Origin of the sequence: Methanobacterium alkalithermotolerans (genome assembly GCF_018141185.1) — an archaeon.
In the GTDB taxonomy this organism is placed as follows: domain Archaea; phylum Methanobacteriota; class Methanobacteria; order Methanobacteriales; family Methanobacteriaceae; genus Methanobacterium_F; species Methanobacterium_F alkalithermotolerans.
Genome location: NZ_CP058560.1, coordinates 2,129,929 through 2,148,226, shown reverse-complemented (window position 1 = coordinate 2,148,226; position 18,298 = coordinate 2,129,929). Strand labels below are relative to the sequence as shown.

14 protein-coding genes are annotated in these 18,298 nt (G+C 31.3%); 10 read left to right on the top strand and 4 right to left on the bottom strand.

The annotated features are described in order from the left end of the window. Positions 1 to 459: 459 nt before the first annotated feature. The 5 genes from HYG87_RS10805 (at position 460) to HYG87_RS10790 (ending at position 3,460) form a co-directional block, all read left to right on the top strand. Positions 460 to 1,344: a hypothetical protein gene (locus tag HYG87_RS10805; protein WP_211533168.1), complete on the top strand. Its 885-nt coding sequence runs from the start codon at positions 460 to 462 to the stop codon at positions 1,342 to 1,344. Positions 1,345 to 1,415: 71 nt separating this feature from the next. After that, positions 1,416 to 2,516: an endonuclease NucS domain-containing protein gene (locus HYG87_RS10800; RefSeq protein WP_211533167.1), complete on the top strand. Its 1,101-nt coding sequence runs from the start codon at positions 1,416 to 1,418 to the stop codon at positions 2,514 to 2,516. Positions 2,517 to 2,747: 231 nt separating this feature from the next. Then, positions 2,748 to 2,951 carry a hypothetical protein gene (locus HYG87_RS10795; protein WP_211533166.1) on the top strand — a complete coding sequence of 68 codons (204 nt, stop codon included), beginning with the start codon at positions 2,748 to 2,750 and terminating at the stop codon, positions 2,949 to 2,951. Positions 2,952 to 2,998: 47 nt separating this feature from the next. After that, entirely contained in the window at positions 2,999 to 3,121 is a 123-nt protein-coding gene (locus HYG87_RS11065) for a hypothetical protein (protein WP_256438688.1), read from the top strand. A gap of 45 nt (positions 3,122 to 3,166) precedes the next feature. After that, complete coding sequence (locus HYG87_RS10790) at positions 3,167 to 3,460, top strand: hypothetical protein (protein ID WP_211533165.1); 294 nt, start codon at positions 3,167 to 3,169, stop codon at positions 3,458 to 3,460. 1 nt (position 3,461) lies between these two features. On the opposite strand, the gene HYG87_RS10785 is transcribed toward HYG87_RS10790, so the two are convergent. Then, positions 3,462 to 4,331, bottom strand: coding sequence for a nuclease-related domain-containing protein (locus HYG87_RS10785; protein WP_211533164.1), 870 nt, complete (start codon positions 4,329 to 4,331; stop codon positions 3,462 to 3,464). A 351-nt stretch (positions 4,332 to 4,682) separates the two neighbouring features. Here HYG87_RS10785 and csa3 point away from each other — a divergent pair, with 351 nt between their 5' ends. From csa3 to HYG87_RS10770, 3 genes are read left to right on the top strand one after another with little or no spacing between them, the layout of a single operon-like run. Then, on the top strand, positions 4,683 to 5,285 hold the full coding sequence (gene csa3, locus HYG87_RS10780; RefSeq protein WP_249164857.1) for a CRISPR-associated CARF protein Csa3: 603 nt from the start codon (positions 4,683 to 4,685) through the stop codon (positions 5,283 to 5,285). A gap of 57 nt (positions 5,286 to 5,342) precedes the next feature. Next, complete coding sequence (locus tag HYG87_RS10775; RefSeq protein WP_211534326.1) at positions 5,343 to 6,260, top strand: tetratricopeptide repeat protein; 918 nt, start codon at positions 5,343 to 5,345, stop codon at positions 6,258 to 6,260. 8 nt (positions 6,261 to 6,268) lie between these two features. After that, on the top strand, positions 6,269 to 7,507 hold the full coding sequence (locus HYG87_RS10770) for a tetratricopeptide repeat protein (protein ID WP_320055119.1): 1,239 nt from the start codon (positions 6,269 to 6,271) through the stop codon (positions 7,505 to 7,507). 589 nt (positions 7,508 to 8,096) lie between these two features. Here the strand turns inward: HYG87_RS10770 and HYG87_RS10765 are convergent. The 3 genes from HYG87_RS10765 to HYG87_RS10755 form a co-directional block, all read right to left on the bottom strand. Continuing rightward, the gene (locus HYG87_RS10765) at positions 8,097 to 8,447 is read right to left on the bottom strand and encodes a hypothetical protein (RefSeq protein ID WP_211533162.1); all 351 of its coding nucleotides are present in this window, start codon (positions 8,445 to 8,447) and stop codon (positions 8,097 to 8,099) included. Between the two features lie 801 nt (positions 8,448 to 9,248). After that, positions 9,249 to 9,593, bottom strand: coding sequence for a hypothetical protein (locus HYG87_RS10760; RefSeq protein WP_211533161.1), 345 nt, complete (start codon positions 9,591 to 9,593; stop codon positions 9,249 to 9,251). 69 nt (positions 9,594 to 9,662) lie between these two features. Continuing rightward, positions 9,663 to 16,424, bottom strand: coding sequence for a pseudomurein-binding repeat-containing protein (locus HYG87_RS10755; protein ID WP_211533160.1), 6,762 nt, complete (start codon positions 16,422 to 16,424; stop codon positions 9,663 to 9,665). 821 nt (positions 16,425 to 17,245) lie between these two features. On the opposite strand from HYG87_RS10755, the gene HYG87_RS10750 reads away from it, so the two are divergent. Then, a complete protein-coding gene (locus HYG87_RS10750) occupies positions 17,246 to 17,986 on the top strand; it encodes a transposase (protein ID WP_211533159.1) in 741 nt (246 codons plus the stop codon). After that, complete coding sequence (locus HYG87_RS10745) at positions 17,964 to 18,287, top strand: hypothetical protein (protein WP_211533158.1); 324 nt, start codon at positions 17,964 to 17,966, stop codon at positions 18,285 to 18,287. The genes HYG87_RS10750 and HYG87_RS10745 overlap by 23 nt, the downstream gene beginning before the upstream one ends. Positions 18,288 to 18,298: the final 11 nt, after the last annotated feature.

The following is an 18,298-nucleotide window of genomic DNA, read 5'->3' as shown; positions in this document are numbered from 1 at the left end:
TTTTCCAGCGCGCCGGCAGACGTTTGACGACGATGCCGGAATTTTTTATTCCGGTTGAAGTCGGCAGACGTTTGACGGCGAACTCTTAAACTAATAAAATAAGAGTAAACAACTCCCCATAAATCTAAAATATGTTTTTTAATACTCAATTATTGAATCCACAATATTTAATTAATTTAAAATGATTTAAAATGGAATAGAACTTCTATAACTAGATGGCATACTCAAAATAATATACTTTTTAACTAATTTTATATCTGATTTAAAGTAGTAGTTCTTTTAAATTCAAATAAAGAATACCGGCCAGATTAATAGAATAATAAAATAAATAGCATTGAATCTATATAGTAATAAAAGATATTCTTAGTGTTTAATATAGGGAATCTACTATTAAATAGCTAAATGAGAGCAATACCATCCTATAATCCATTTAGTAAAATTTGATATTTGGAGAATACTATGAAACTAGATTATAAAACTCTAGAAATGATTTCAGAGTTAATATGTGGGGATAAATTAGCAGATAAGCTTTTTAAGGATAATTATAATGATTGCCCTTGTTACAGAAAAGGTTCAGATTTACCAAAATTTTTCAACAATGCAGGACTCGAATGTCGTGAATTTACTAATGAAACACGCAAATGGTATGTTTTAGATCAATTAGAGAATTATAATTTAGATTCTTCTATTGAAAAAGTTATATTACGATTGGCCCATCCTAAAGAATATTATAATAATAAAATACATGAAGAGGTTCTAAAACAATTAAATGTATATTTAGCTTTAGAAGGCTTTGAAGTAATTATTGATGGCATAGAACCACGATTAAAAATTAGTGATTCATATATTCCTATTAATAAGACTACTAAAACTTGTGTAATTGATTATATTAATTTTAATAAAATAGTATGCGATGAAAAACTATGTAATATTCTTGAACTCCGCTGGAACGAAATAGAATCTTGTTTATCTGCTGAAGCATTTCTTGCTGCAATCATATTAATGGGAAGTATATTAGAAGGTGTTTTAATTCATAATGTGGAAAAGAATCCTAAAGATGCTAATCAGTCCCCATATGCTCCTAAATATAAAAATAATACAATTAAGAAATTTAAGCATTGGACTCTTAATGATCTTATAAATGTTGCCCATGACCTTGATTGGATGGGTAAGGATATTAAAGATTTTAATAGCAGTTTAAGAGATTATAGGAACTTAGTCCACCCCATTAAACAGAGAGAAGATATGGTATATCCCGACCAAGATACTTGCAATATATGTATACAGGTTGTCTATGCTGCTTTAAATGATTTAGAGAAATCATTTAATAGTTCTAAAATTTAAATTCACAAAAATGTTATTCTAATTATAGATAATTAGCAAGATTATAAGATTATATAAAACGGAGGAATAGAATGGATGAACATGAAAAGCAGGATCTATTTAATGAGGGCCTTGATCTTTTAGGCCAGAATAAATATGAAGAAAGCTTAGATTTGTTTGAAAATATCCTAAAAAAGGATCCTTCATACGAAAGGGCCATTATTAATAAATGTTTTATTCTAGCAGAACTTAAATCAATTCCAGACTCTTTGAATTATTTAAATGATCAAATAAAAAGATATAGTGAATATTACAATCTATTTTTCCTTAAAGCAAGTCTTTTAAACGAATTAGAACGTTATTCAGAGTCTATTCATTATTATGATTTAGCTGTTGAAAAAGGTATTGAAGAAGATTTTGTTTATTATGGACAAGCTTACAATTATCTTGCATTAGAGGATAATAAAAATGCTGTCTTTTATTTTGAAAAACACTTAGAAAATAATCCTGAAGATGCAGAATCCTGGTCTAAATTAGGCTATTGTCTTCCATTCCTAGGAGAGTTTGATAAGGCCATGGAATGCAATGATAGAGCTATCGAACTTGACCCCAACTCGTATCTAGCCTATTTTAGTAAAGCGGCTATATTAAGAGCCAAGAAAGAATATGAAATGGCCATTGATTGCTTTAAAAAAGCTCATGAATTAGATCCTGACGAAGCAGATACGTTGCTTAATATAAAACGTTGCTTAGTCGCATTAGGAAGGTATGAAGAAGCAAAGGAATATGAAAAAATTATAAAAAATTTCCCATCATCAGCAATTTATCTGGAATCACAGTTAGAAGAGAAAATATATAATGATCCCTCTATCTTAAAAAAATACGGATATGATGTTGAACATATTGAGCAACAATATACTATAAAAGATCAAGAAGGTAAAACACGATTCATAGATCTAATATTTAAAGATAGAAAAACAAATGAATCAATTGTTATAGAGCTTAAAAATGTTAAAGCAACATTAAAAACGTATAATCAAATTGATAATTACTTAAAATCACTAAAAGAGAATTATCAACTGATATGTAAAGGCATAGTAATTGCAAGAGGATATGAACCAAATTTCATCAATTTAATAAATGAAAGAGACGATATTGAGTTCATATACTTAGAAGAATTAGGATATGAATAATGATTTATTAAATATTTTAACATTTTATATAAAGTTTCCATAGAATATAATGTCTAATTTCTAGTTTTTTTTAAAGAAATAGGTAAATTAATCTAATTCTCTCCATTATTTTTTTTGTATTGGGAGCATACGTATCAGACTAAACTAAATTTATTTATAAATTACTTATCCCTGGCTCTCTATCTAAACCTCTTTTAGCCCATATCATAATCAGAAATATAGTGATAAAAAATGGATTACGCTATTATAAAAATTGAGGATCAAAAACTAATCTCCTATAACTGGGAATCAATCCCTCCTGAGGAGGAAATAATTGTTTTTCCCAGAAAAGAACTAGAAGAAACCCTGCTCCAGGTAAAAGAATATTTAGAAAAAGCAGCAAAAGACAGTGAAAAATCACCAAAGGCCAAGTTAAATATAAAAAACAGGCTTTAAGTAGAGTAGGTGACGACCTAAACCGGGCCTACTCCCTAATTGATTCCATGGACGAATTCACCCTACAATCATCCATTGTACAGTACCAGGGGCCGGTGCTGACTGCTCGAAAAAGAAAGAGATTACCGCAAAATAAAGATGAAACAGCCTTATTTGAATTTATAAAATAATATTTTTTTTAAAAAACTTAAGAAAATTGACCGGGAGATATAGTCTTGACGAAGTCCCTTAAACTGAAAAAACCAGAAGATGAAGTAATACTCTATAGGCATGGAGTATTCAGCCATGATGAGGAACTGGTAGTATTTTCCTTGAAGGACTTTTTAATATTTCAAGAGGATGTGAAAAAGTCCCTGGACCATGCCCTGGAAATAGTAAATGATTCCCGAAATAACATGTCCACCCATGGTCCCCGAGTGGATGCCCAGAGAACCTTAAACTGGATAAAAAAGACCCAGGAAAACCTGCAAAAAATTAAAAAAGATGACGGCCAGAAACGGTTAATATAATTTACTGGGTCCATTCTTCTGGCCAATAACCGGCCCGATAGACCATTTCACTAGAATAATCCTGCAATAGACAGGATAATGAATAAATAGTATCCAGATCTAACTTACTTCTACCAATTTTAACAGCCCTTTCTATCTGGGATGGCCGGATTATATTATAATGTGGGGTTGGATCTATTATATCCACACGGCCATTTACCATGACCACTAGGGAATTAATCCAGACCTTATCCATGTCCATGTAATGGTTTAAAAATTTTTTTAAAGAGAGTGCGTTGCGTTTAATCTGTTTTCCAGGGTTGGATTTTGATTTTATAAGGCGTTTGTCTTTTTTATAGAACCATTCATCGCCTTTAACTGCGAAGCGGCCTTTATAATTTTTAGTTTCCAGGACAAAAAGGCCGTTAGGGGAAACTATTACATGGTCGATGTTGCCCCGGCCCGAGGGGAGATTAACATCATTAAAAATAATGCAACTGGGAAGTTCATCCAGGCACCAGGCCACTATCTTTTCTCCTTTGTCTCCCTTTTTCCAGCTCCTGCGGCGGGAGGAAATAGATACTATTATACCAGAAAAGGCCACCAGGGGTAAAATAGCAAAGTAGTAACCAAAATAAAGGGCCAGAGCACTAAGGAAGAATATTGCAGCTGCAATGTACATTATGAAATTATATCGAGAAACCATCTTCTCGGTGAAGGTGGAGCTGCCGATTTTAGTAATTTCAGAAGCTTCTGGGCCAGGGCCATATTCGCCTAATTTTTCAGCATAAATTAAAGGGCCATCACACTGGCTGCAGATATATAAGGAGGGATCCTCACCACTATCCACCTCATAACTCATATCACAATCTTCACAAATAAGGTACGGCATAAATCCACCTCCTATAATATAATAAGTGTAAATAAATCTTATTTAAATGTGGAGATAGCGTGTGACAAGTAATAGGCGAAATCTGCTAATTATTTTAATTTTAGATATAAAATTTAATAATCGATTTATTATTTTAATTAACTTATAAGTTATTTAAGGATAATTCAGCATAAATAGCAGATAATTATAGTAACTGAAGTTTAATACAGCTAAAATTATTAGACTTAGACTTTAGTAGGTTATTATAGCCCTTATTTGGGTAAAATATAAATATAAACTAGCTACCACATAATAATATACATAAGTAACCATGAGTTACCATTAAGCATTTAGGAAAATTATATAGGATGAGTGATATTTATCGAAACAACTTTGATTTCCACTATTTATTCCCTTGAGCCGGTCATGTATTGCATCACCCAGTTTTCCCCTAAGAAACTGGTTCTTTTAAGAGAAGATAATCCTCCTGAAGAGAAAAATAATGTGGAGCAGATGTTAAAGGATACTTTTGGAAAATTCATTGAAATAGTATACCAGGAAACCAGTTTATATAATGTGGTCCAGGTTGCCCAGGACACCGCCGAGGCAATAGATGAAGAAAAAGCAGCCGGTAAAAAGGTAGTGGTGAATGTAAGTGGGGGTAGAAAAACACAGGCCCTGGGAGCACTTTTTGGCTGCTATGCCCGGCACCACGAAGTAGAAAGAATAGTATACGTCACCCAGGAAGACCATGAACTAATTGACCTACCCATACTCAACTTCGGCATATCCAAAACCAAAAAACAACTCCTGGAAACCTTAATGGAAGGAGAAACCTCGGTAAAAGATCTGGCCCTAAAGATGGGTATCAGCCGGGGTATGACCTATAACCACATCCGGGAACTACGGGAGATGGGTTTTATTGATCAGGAAAAACTGGAGATAACCTCTGCCGGGAAACTGGCGGTTATTTAAATATTTATTTTATTATAGAGATATTCTACTTTATAATCCTAATTTTAAGAACATGATATAGGAAATGTCCATTTTTTAGGAGGCCTGAAAATAGACTTATTTAAAAAATATAATAAAAAAAAGCGTATTAAAAAAGCTGATAAATTTTTTAATCAAGGTAAATATCAAAAAGCACTGGAAATATATGATGAAATTTTAAAAGATGATTCAAATGATTCCTCAGCCTGGTTTGGTAAGGGAGTTTCTTTATCAAATCTTGAGGAATATAAGGAAGGATTAAAAGCGTTTGAAAAAGTTCTAGAATTAGATCCCAAATATCCTGATGCAGAATACTATAAAGCTATATCTTTATCCTATCTTGGAGAGTATAATTTAGCATTAGAAGCTTATGACAAAGCTTTAAAACTGGAACCAGAAAATATGGAAGTATGGTTTAACAAAGGCTATACTGCAGTAGATGCAGAAGAATATCAGGAAGCATTAGAAGCTTATGATAAGTTTTTAGAATTAGAACCAGACAATTCTGATGGATGGTTTGAAAAAGGATATACATTAAACGAATTAGAAAGATATGATGATGCACTAAAAGCATATGACAAAGGTATGGAATTATACTCAGAAGAACCTAAATCCTGGTTTAATCGAGCTAATCCACTTAGAAACCTTGGGAAACTAGAAGAAGCAATAAAATCCTATGACAAAACCTTAGAATTAGAACCTGATTACACCAATGGATGGTACATGAGAGGAATGGTCCTAGGACAAATCGGAAAAACTCAAGAAGCATTAGAATCTTATAATAAAGCCCTGGAATTAGAGCCCCTTAAAGCAGATGCATGGTATGGTAAATCTGAAATTTTCCAAAAACTAAATAACGATCAAGAAGCATTAAAATGTCTAAATAAAGCATTAGAATTAAAACCAGACTGTGAAGTTGCTAAAAAAGCTAAAGAGAAAATTTTAAACCAACTATAATCTAGCAAATAATATCCGGCAGCAGCGACGCCATATTTTTTCCAGGGGGTGTTGAAATAGGCTTACTTAAAAAATATAACCAAAAAAAGCGTTTTAAAAAAGCTAACAAATTTTTTCAACAAGGTAACTATCAAAAATCACTGGAAATATATGATGAAATTTTAAAAAATGATTCAAATAATTCCACAGCCTGGTTTGGTAGAGCTATTTCTTTATCAGAACTTGGAGAGTATCAGGAAGCATTAAAAGCTTTTGATAAAGTTTTGGAGTTAAATCCTGATTATCATAAAGTGTGGTTTGGTAAAGCAATTATTTTTTATAATCTTGGAGAGTATCAGGAAGCTTTAAAATCATATGATAAATTCCTAGAATTAAAACCGGATTATAAAGATGCCTGGTTTAATAAATGCGGGGTTTTAATGACACTTGAGAAATATCAAGAAGCATTAGAATCTTTTGATAAAGCTTTAGAATGGTATCCTGAAGATGCTTATCTATGGTTTGAGAGGGGATTTGCTCTGTCAAAACTGGGAGAATATAATAAGGCAATAGGTTCTTTTAAAAAAGTTCTAGAATTAGATCCAAAATATCCGGGTGCACAATATACTTTAGCAATATCTCTATCACAACTGGGAGAATATAAGTTAGCATTAGAATCTTTTGATAAAGCTTTAAAACTGGAACCTGAAAATGTGGATACATGGTTTAATAAAGGCTATTTTGCATTAGAAGCCGGAGAATATCAGGAAGCATTAAAAGCTTATGACAAATTATCAAAATTAGAACCAGACAATGTTGACGCATGGTTTCAAAAAGGATATATATTAAAAAAATTAGGAAAATATGACGATGCACTAAAAGCATATGATAAGGGCCTGGAATTATATCCAGAACATCCCACCGTCTGGTCAAATAGAGGTAATTTACTCAGAAAACTAGGAAAACAACAAGAAGCAATAAAATCCTATGATAAATCTTTAGAATTAGACCCTAATGCCATTGATGTATGGTACCTGAGAGGAATGGTCCTGGGAGAACTTGGAAAAAATCAAGAAGCATTAGAATCTTACAATAAAATCCTGGAATTAGATCCCCTTGACGTTGAGGCATGGTATGGTAAATCTGAAATTTTCCAAAAACTAAAAAATAATCAGGAAGCATTAAAATGTTTAAATAAAGTATTAGAATTAAAACCAGACTGTGAACTTGCTAAAAAAGCAAAAGAGAAAATTTTAAACCAACTATAATCTAGCAAATAATATCCAGCACATCTATCATTGTTATTTTGGCTTATGACAGATGTTTTAACGGTGCATTCTTAAATAAATCTTTTTATCCTTTAAAAAATAGGAAAATTGGTTATCTTGAAATTTCTTTTTGGAAATATTCATTTCTTTGAGTGAATATATAAACAAAAAAAACCGCATATACTATAAAAAATACAATATTGAAGTAAAATAATGATTCATTTGTGTATACTGGTTTAAAAAAGTAAATATAGCTTAATATTACTCCTTGAAAGATAACCACACCTAAAAAACTTAGATAAAAACTCTTATTATAGTATCTATCCCCAAATATCCCTATTAAAATAAAAAATGCACCAAATGAACTAATAAATAAGTACGACGGGGATCCGGAAAGAAAAAAACTCAATAAAGAGAATAATATTCCTAAAAACCCAAAAATTATTAGTAATCGCCCTAATTTCACTTACTTCCCCCTTTTGCATTTTATTTTCTAAAAATAAAAAATTCTTTTTTAGTTTTGATATTCATAACTCTACTTAAATAATCATTCAAAGTTTTAATAGTGCTAGTATTAACATAAAAATCATCATTTTGATGTTTCTGACTTTTTTCTCCAGTATATAAACACACCTAAAGATAGTCCTAATAGCATTAATGTGATAATCCATGTTTCTAAACGATAAATCATTTCATCCACCTTTGGGGAAAATGGTTGGATGAAATATAATGTCCATATTATAATCAAAAACACAGCTAAAATGAGAGAATACGCTATTTGATTGTAATATTCCTTATACTCAAAAAACCCATATATAATACTAAATAAAAGTCCCAGTATAATTATAATACGGTATGGAAACGTCGGATCTCCCAAAGACATTAAATTAGCTAATATCAGAATTGAACTACCCACTATTATTCCTATACCTTGCCTCATATATCTTACCTACCTTTTTCCCTTCAATTAATAGTATTAGATTGTATAAGGTTTAAAGCCTTCAGTAAACTTTCATAGTTTTGTATGGCCTTCTATAACTGGATTATCTCTTACTGGAGATATATTCTTCGTCGCAATCCTTACTATAAAAAAATATTATTGGCTTCCACTTTGAAGTGGATTAAAATTTGATAAAAATTCTCTATTAAATCATATAGGTACTCTTAGCTGTTTATTTTAAGTAAGATCAGACCTGAAAATATTGGGTTTAAAAAGCAATATAATTACAAATAGATATGATGTAACTGCCCCACCTAAAATTGCATATTCTTTAGTATTTTGCAAGTAGGTTAGATTAAATAAATAGCCATCCAGCAATATTATACTTTGAACTATTATTAGGGATAAAAAAATTACATAATAAATAATCCGGTTGTAATTAAAGAGCTTAGTTCCAGAAATCAATACCCCTATAATGGTTAAAGAATAGACCAGTAGGCCTGGATTTCATGAAGAGGAGTAATTTGAAAATCCAACAAATAATAACGCTAAAAATAGAATAAAAAAATCTCTACTTTTCATTTTTTTGGCTCTCTTTAATTTATTAACCACTAAAAAAAATATTAAAAAAAAGTTTGTTAGTGGACACTTTATCAAAATAGAGGTATCTAAATCTTTTTATCTAAAAAAACCCCATGAAATTGCATCAGTTTAAATCCTGAAATTTAAGAGTTTCAGATCTATATTTCAACATGCATAAACCATTATTTATTATCTAAGTTATTGTGAGTTTTTAGTTATTTAATTTAGTTTTACCCACTTTCCACTTAAATGGCCTGAAATTACTCCTATCCCTGTTACTATAAATGATAAACCTAACAAAATCCCAAATATAACCTCCACCGACATTAAGGGTAAGTTATCTATTCTTAATGAAATAATACTCATTAATAGTATTAATATACCCCAAAAAACGGACATTAATGCAGATTTATTTTCTAAAACACTATCTACAAGAAAATACGTTGAGAATAGAAACATAAAAGATTTAATAAAAAAAGTTCCAGGTAATAGGAATAAGTATATACTCATAATTACAAGAACAATTCCAACTACAAATCTTATTTTATTATTAATTTTAACCATCTAATTTATACCTCCTATTTTCTTTTTTAACTTTTAAAAAAAAATGGACATTATATATAACTACAAAAGTTATATATAAAAAAGTGGGTCTGTATAGCGCCAATCATCTCCGTAACCTACCTCGTCTAAATGCTGTTGGTAATTATATAAACCACTATATATCATCCCTGCCCCACCAATTCGATAAGCAGGGTTTGGACCGAATACTACACCGACCGCTCCCATGAATATCGTTGCACCACCATAAGCTATTTTTTTGCTTGTACGATCTAAATTAGGTACATATGAAAAATAAACTGGTATATCAGGGACTCTTTTGTATGTATAGTATGTCCTTTTTTCGGGTGGTTTCCACTTCCATACTATTTTTGGAACAGGGATGATTAATTTTTCCAATTTTATATAAGGCTTAAAGTGGCCAGGTATAGGGATTCTACCAAAGAGACGATAGCCAGGAACCCATCTAAATTTAATGACGGGATAATAAATGATTCGATTTACCCATTGCAAAGTAGGATAATAGAATCCGGGTATCCAATATTCATTTGCAACCTTTTCCCAGCGAAATCCTTTGATATTTTCCATTTCAGTGTCAGTTAATAATGTAGCGTTTGCTGGTGCCTGTTCATTAATTATCAGTGCAATTCCAATGTAGAGTTCATTGAATTTGTCCATCGTCATCTCAACGTTTCCAAGGTTAGGGTCGAATAGATAAACTGTTGTGTCAGTAATGTTTTGTATAACTACGAAGTGATTGACTCCCTTAATAGATAGAACAACCATATGATTGCTTTTAAGTTGATCTGTGGTTAATCTTGCTCCTATTGCAGTTACACCTTTATTTAGTGCTGCTGTCGTCAATCCAAACAAACTAGTTCCTGTTTCATCCGTACCTGCTAATTCTGCGAGTTCGATTTCTGTAGTGTATATTCCCATATTTTTGAGGATTGTGGCTAATGCTGCTGGTCCACATGTGTAGAAACTAGTGGCCATTACCACTTTACCAGAGTCTATTACAGATATATCTGTAATCCAGTTGTCACTGAAGTTATTTCCAGATATAACTATGCCAATGGAGTTATAATGGGTGATTCCTGCCCCATTGTCTGTAAGATTGTTATTAGTTACGTAGTTATTGTTAGTGTCGTAGAGATAAATTCCGGCCCAGTTACCAGTAATAATATTTCCAGTAACATTGTTGTTGTTAGAATGATAAACATAGCTTCCAAAGAAATTATCAACTATTGTATTTCCTGTAACTATATTGTAATTGGAGTTTCTAAGATAAATACCGTTTTCATTGTTTTTTATTATATTACCAAATATATTGTTACTGGCTGAATTGTAAATAAATATTCCGTAGTAGCTATCTTTTATGGTAATTCCAGATATGGTATTATTTCCAGAGTTATATAAATAAATTCCTCTGTTACTGTCTGATACATTATTGTTACTGATATTGTTGTTATACGAGTGGCTTAAAGATATTCCATATGAATCACTAGAACTAATTATGTTGAATCCTTGTATAGTTGAACCGCTCCCCCCATTACCTATGACAAAGACACTTTTATCATCGTCTTTTGCTTTAACTGTTACTTTTGCTCCCGCAGCTGCCTTTATTGTAAGTTTTTTGTTAACAACAACGTTTTCGGTATATATGCCTTCAGATATAGTTAGGGAATCACCATCTCGTGTATCGGCATCATCTATTGCATCCCGTATACTGATAAAGCTTTCTTGAGTCCTAGTATTATACACTCCTAGCACATTTACACTGGTTATATTGACTAATTTGGATACTGTCTGGTTGTCTAATGTCACTGAAACATTAGCTGTGCCTGCTTGGGTACTTGTAAGTTTAATCTCTGATTTGCCCTTCTTGGTAGAATCTGAGCTGTTAATAGTTCCTATAGTCGAGTTGAAGTTAACAGGTATATTATCAGGAATATTACCTTTTGAAGAGGTATCATTTCCTTGGTTGTTGTGGGTTAAATCGGCAGTTATTATGTAATTGTAGTTGGAGCCGTTGCGGTCTGAACGATCGGTTGAACTGTTTATGGTGAGTACTAGCCATGGATTATATGTTACTGTGCCGCCATCTATATTAATGTCACTAGGACTTGCTGAGGATACAATTGGGTTATTGGTACCCCACCAGTTATTGGTTGCATTTATAGTGCCATTACCTTGGTTGTAGAGTCCGTATCTGATGTTTCCAGCAATCTGGTTTAAGTGAATCTCTGTTGAGGAGTTATTTAAATAAATTCCATCTTGATTATTAGTGAGAATATTACTGTAAATCTTGTTTTTATCAGAGTTCTGGATGCTAATCCCTGCAAAACCATTTGAAGTAATTATATTACTTGATATTTCATTATCAGATCCTGTGTTGATGAGTAAACCATTTCCACTGTTATTATTTATATTATTTCCAGAAATCAAGTTCTTGGTAGTGTTGTACAGGTATATACCATCACTGGTGTTTGTTATATTATTTCCGAGAATTTGGTTTTCAATTGAATTGTTGATATAAATACCAACATTCCCCATAGATCCATTTATAATGAGATCTTGTATAGTTGTGCCATTTCCACCGATGTTTATGGTAAATATGGGAAGAGTAGAATTTAAGGCATATATTGATACATCAACTCCATAAATTGGTCTTATGATGATTTTTTTGTTAATTAAAACATTTTCTGAATATATGTCTTTTCTAAGCCATATAGTATCACCACTTATAGTATCATCATCATCTATAGCATCCTGTATTGAATTAAACATTTTTTGAGATCTGAAATTAAAAGTCCCATCAGGATTAGACAATGCTACCCATGGAGAAACTGAAATACTCCCCCAAGCGTGTTCAGTAGCATTATATGACATCATTATTTTAGAAAACATGTAAACCAATGATTCATAGCCTATATTGCTTCCTAAGCTTATATCAGTAATGTTACTGGGTGCTGTGCCATTAGAATTCATAAATGATGTTATTTTATTTGCAATGTCTACAAATTCATAACTCGTTATTGTTCCAACAGTTATATTTTCTATGGAAGTTGTTGGTTCTCCTACATTGTCTAATATTATAGAAATGTTCAAATAATTTTCAATATTTATGATTGATTTAGCAGCTAGTTTAAGGAATTGAGGCATGGTTATATCATTTCCAGATATGTTTACACTGCTTGGTAGTGTGTGATTTGTATCGATATATGATTTTACTGTTTGTGATGCGTTTTTTATCTGGTCTGTTGTTATAAATATAGTGCTTGAATTAGAAACAGTTGACCATGGATTTACTGTTATGAATTCTGCTAGGGTACTTGTTGCATTATAGGAGCTTAAAATTTGACTGTACATGTATACAAGTGATTCATAGCGCATTGTCCCGAGTTTAGTAGTTATAAAGTCAGGAGCTTTTCCATTAATACGCATATATGTATTTATATCATTTGCAAATTCTATGTAATCTGTGTAAGTAATATCCTCACTATTATTTATGGTTTCTGATTGGTTGGTAGCAGTATTGTAACTTTTAAGTGCAATTGAACTGTATAATGAGCGATCTATGTTTAATAGTGCAGTAGTTGCAAGTTGTAGGAATTGGGGCATGGTAACAGTAGTTCCATTAATTATCACATTAGTTGGTAACTGATGATTGGTTTCTACATAGGATTGTACTGTTTTAGCAGCACTTTCTACCTGATCATTAGTAAAGAATACTGTGCTTTGATTTGAAACAACTGACCATGGTGTTACAGTAATATTCTGGGGCAATTCTGTTTTATTAGAATAATAGCCCATGATTAAAGAGTACTTGTAAATTAAGGATTCATAGCGTATATTTCCAAGGCTACTGTATGCGAAGTTTGGTGCGTGTCCATTGGAGTCCATAAAAGAGATTATATTGTTGGCAATGTTTAAATAATTTGTACTGTTAAGGATTCCGCCAGTTATAGTTCCAGAAGGATTAGGAGCTGAATTATAATTTTGCAGGACAATAGTAGCATTTAATTGGCCATTAATATTTGATATTGATGTTGTTAAAAGTTTTAAGAACTGAGGCATAGTTACTTGAGTGTTAGATATTGTGACACTGCTTGGTAGTGCGTGATTAGTCTCAATATATGATTTAACAGTTTCTGAGGCGTTTTTTATTTGATCTGTTGTTATAAACTTAGTATTTGAATTTGAAACAACCGACCACGGTCTTACTGTAATAAAATCAGGTAAATTGTAGTTATTTGCTTTATATGAGCTTAGTATTTGGCTGTACATATAGATTAATGATTGGTATCTTATATTTCCTAGGCTAGAGTTTTGGAAATTAGGAGCTCTTAAATTACCATACATGAAAAATTCAACACTCCTTGCAAGATCCAGATATTGGGTTTTGTTGAGAGTTCCTCCAGTGATAGTTTCTGAAGTACTTGTAGGTGGATTATAACTTCCTAAGACTATTTGACCAGCATATGTACCATTTATATTATGCAGAGTTGTAGTTAAGAGTTTTAAAAATTGTGGCATGCTCACTGGTGTTCCAGAAATATTCACACTACTTGGAAGTGCATTATTAGTTTCCACATATGATTTAACAGTTTCTGCTGCACTAATTATTTGTCCAGTATTATAAGATACCGTATTTGGATTGGATACCACTGTCCAAGGGTTAACTGTAACATATTGTGGAAGATCTTTGTTTACATTATAATAATTCAGGATTTGAGCGTACATATGAACTAAGGATTCATAACGCATATTTCCTTGAGATGTCCAAGTGAAATTAGGCGCCCGACCATTATCATTCATAAATGAGATGACAGTATCTACCGAATTAAGATAATTCTCATAGTTAATTTTACCACTAGTTAATGTTTCTGAAGGGTTAGGTGCAGTATTGTAATTTTGTAGAATAATAGATTGATATAGGCCTGCTTGAATATTTTTTAGTGATTTAATTTCTAAATTCAAAAATTGCGGCATACTTATCTGCCTTCCAGAAATAGTTACACTACTAGGAAGCGCATTATAAGTCTCTACATAATTCTGTACACCCCAAACTGCTGCATTTATCTGATCCATAGTTATGAATACCGTATTATTATTCGTAACAGTTGACCAAGGCCTTAATGGTATATGCTGTGGAAATCCATTATTCCTATAAACAGAGTTTATTATCTCCGCATACATATAAACTAAAGATTCAAAACGTATATATCCCCTTACAGTATCTTTATAGTTTGGTGCATGGCCATTACTATCCATAAATGCAATTATATCATTTGCTGCACTCATATAATCTACATAATTTAGATTGCCGCCAGTTATGCTTTCATATGGATTCGGAGCTGTAGTGTAATTTTCTAAAATAATTGACTGATATAAATAAGCATCAGCATTTATTAAAGATTTTAGTTGTAAATTTAAGAATTGAGGCATGCTAACTGTAGATTCAGAGATAGTTACATGGTCTGGTAATTTATGGCTGGTTTCCACATATGATTGCACCGTATCTGCTGCTTTTCTAATCTGTTCCATCCTTATGAAAACTGTGTTATTATTTGTAACAGTTGTCCATGGTCTGATTGTGATGAAATTAGGTAAAACATTGCCGACTTGATAGGAGTTTAAAATTTGTGCAAATGTGTAGACTAGTGATTCAAAGCCTATGTTTCCTTTAGTACTAGAGGCAAAATTTGGTGCTTGGCCGTTGGAGTCAATAAAAGTTTTAACAGTATTAGCAATCTGAAGATACTCTGTTTGATTTAATTTACCAGTTTGAAGATTTTCTGTAGAATTTGTAGCATCTATGACATTACTTAATACGATAGATGAGTTAGAAGTACTGTTAATATTTAATAATGCTATTGACTGGAGTTTTAGGAATTCCGCCATACTTACTGTAATTCCAGAAATCGTTACATTGGAAGGCAACTGTTTAATGTCTTCGACATAGTATTTCACAGAACTTGCTGCATTTTTTATTTCATCTATGGTGAAGCTTGTTGGTGCTGTTGAATTAGTGTTGATAGTATAAGTTGCTGTTTGAGTGGTGCCTTGATTGCCTGCTGCATCTCGCCCATAATACTTTAAGTTTGTTACTCCAACATTAAGGTTTAATGTAACTGTTTTAATTTGATTACTCCATGTAGCACCATTATCCAAACTATAATAAACCTTAGGGTTAGGATCATGGTTATCATTGGCAGTTAAAGTCACATTTTTTAAGGTGTTGTAGGTACCTGGAGCTAGGCTATTGGTTACACTTGGAGGTACATTATCTATTACTACCCCATTGGAATTTACCCCGCTACAATGAACTACGGTTACATAAGTGGGTAATTCTCCATTTACATAATACCAGTTTACTATCCTTGAATACATGTAGACTAGTGATTCATAACGTATGTTGCCTCTACTACTAGATGCAAAATTAGGAGCTGCACCATTATTATTTATAAAGGTATTTATATTATTTGCAATTTGTACATACTCTGATTTATATACTATGCCTGTTGCAGTTCCAGAAGGTCCAGTAGGATTATTTACATTAGTAATATTTACTGGCGTAGTTACACCAGAATTGAGTTGTACTGTGGTAGTAGTAAGTGTACGTAAAAAAGAAGGCATGGTACTATTTTTATCTGAGACAACCACATGATTCGGTAACTTATTATTATTAGCTTCAGTATAGTTTTTAACACCTTGAGAAGCTAATCCAGTTTCATTAAAAGTCAAATTAGATGCCGAAACACTACTAATAGACAGAGTTAAACATGCTAATATAGTCATTAAAATTAAAATTTTTTTTATGTCCATCATAATTCACCCCCTTAAAGTTTTCAGTGACATTAGGGGCATATAGTGCCATATCACTTAATTTTAAATGCAGTACTAAACAAATTATTAATAATACTGCAAATACTTTCTTTTCCAATTTGATCTCCTCCATTTTTATTATTTGAAAATATTATTATTTTTCGAAAAAAATATATTATATTTTCATTTATTAATTATGTTCACTATCATTAATACAAAAAAAAATATTATGTGATGAATATCACAAATATTAATAAGTAATAATTATGCTTGAAAACCAATCAAAATCCAAGTAATCAGTATCATTTTTTCGTATTTTTAAGCATATTATATCTTTTTTTCCATAATTTCAAGTTTCTCATAGCATCTTTAGAACCTTTTATTTTATTTATTCAAAAAGATTTTACGGACATATTTAAGTTAATTGATTAATTTTATCATTTTTTAATCATTTAAGGGGATTAATAAAAGTTTAAAGCGAAATAATCAGATTAAATGAATTTTTAGGTAGTTTTATAATAAATCCTTCGGTTTTTTTATCTGAAATTTTTCGAATAACTATGATGAGCCCCATAAAGTTTAAGGTTATTAATAAATTTTAAAGCATTATGATGCGTTCTTTTTGTGATTTTTCTTTAAAATTATGGCTTTGTAGAAACCCTTATTTTTTTTTATTTGAAGTTGAGGTTTTTTGTAGATTTTTTTGTAAAAAAAATTTTTTAGTTTTAAGTTTCGTTTTTCCTGTTTTAACTTGAAATTACAGCTACATATTTTTAAAACAGGTTGCTAAAGTATTTATAATGAGAAAGGGGAATAATACTATTATGATTAGCGAAATCTATTATTCCCCTGTTTATAGTGGAGTTTCAAAGCAGTTAAATCTTTTGGATTTTAGTTTTAAAAATTCTAATATTCAACGTTTAAAAAGTGTTTTAAACAAGAATAGTGAATTAAAAGAAAATAAACTGGTGAAATTCATCGAAAGAACGTATTATTATGTTAAAATAGCGATAAATAAGTATTCTAATGCTTTTTCAAACCATTTATATTCACAACATGCTTTATTCACGATATTAGCAATCAAAATTTACACAAAATCAACATATCGTGAAATAATTGATTTTATTGATGTATCAGACATAATTAAGAAATATTTAAGAATAAAAAAGGTTCCACACTTTACAACGATCCAAAAATTTTTTAAAAGACTACCTTCAAAACAAATTAGAGAAATTAACCAATTAATATTAACATTAAACGATATTAAAGCAGATATAATAGCATTAGACGGCTCTGGTTTTACGAATGATTATGCAGACAAATATTATGCAAAAATACGGCAAAAGGAAAGAAAAAGCTACATAAAAAACCATTTAACAATAGACGTAAAAACACGCCTTATTTTATATTATCAAACATCACGTGGACCAAAATACGACACACAATTTGCAAAACCCGCATTAAGACAAATCAAAAAGTATAAACCAGATTACATAGTAGCCGACAAAGCATATGACACAGAACCAATAAGAAAATGCATAAATGAAGAACTCAAAAGCATTTGACCAAATACCTCTCAAAAAAAAGAGCAAAAAAAGGACAATACAGACTAAAAAGCCCAACAATATTCCGACACAAAATATACACAAAAAGAAACAATATAGAAAGCATATTTTCAACAATAAAAAGAAAATTCAACGGCACAAACCACAGCAGAAGCACACAACTATCAAACAAAGAAACCAAACTCAAAAACACAATATACAACATCTACAGAACAACACAAATCAACTAAAAAAAAAGGGTTTCTACAAAACCGTTAAAAAAAATAATTTGGAAGGAGAGGAATATGTTTTAGAAGAATAATTCACAATAAA

Coding starts and splice junctions, on each gene's coding strand:
- HYG87_RS10805 (WP_211533168.1), top strand. CDS start 460: ATGAAACTAGATTATAAAACTCTAGAAATGATTTCAGAGTTAATATGT.
- HYG87_RS10785 (WP_211533164.1), bottom strand. CDS start 4,331: ATGCCGTACCTTATTTGTGAAGATTGTGATATGAGTTATGAGGTGGAT.
- HYG87_RS10750 (WP_211533159.1), top strand. CDS start 17,246: ATGATTAGCGAAATCTATTATTCCCCTGTTTATAGTGGAGTTTCAAAG.
- HYG87_RS10795 (WP_211533166.1), top strand. CDS start 2,748: ATGGATTACGCTATTATAAAAATTGAGGATCAAAAACTAATCTCCTAT.
- HYG87_RS10765 (WP_211533162.1), bottom strand. CDS start 8,447: ATGAGGCAAGGTATAGGAATAATAGTGGGTAGTTCAATTCTGATATTA.
- HYG87_RS10800 (WP_211533167.1), top strand. CDS start 1,416: ATGGATGAACATGAAAAGCAGGATCTATTTAATGAGGGCCTTGATCTT.
- HYG87_RS11065 (WP_256438688.1), top strand. CDS start 2,999: ATGGACGAATTCACCCTACAATCATCCATTGTACAGTACCAGGGGCCG.
- HYG87_RS10760 (WP_211533161.1), bottom strand. CDS start 9,593: ATGGTTAAAATTAATAATAAAATAAGATTTGTAGTTGGAATTGTTCTT.
- HYG87_RS10745 (WP_211533158.1), top strand. CDS start 17,964: ATGAAGAACTCAAAAGCATTTGACCAAATACCTCTCAAAAAAAAGAGC.
- HYG87_RS10755 (WP_211533160.1), bottom strand. CDS start 16,424: ATGATGGACATAAAAAAAATTTTAATTTTAATGACTATATTAGCATGT.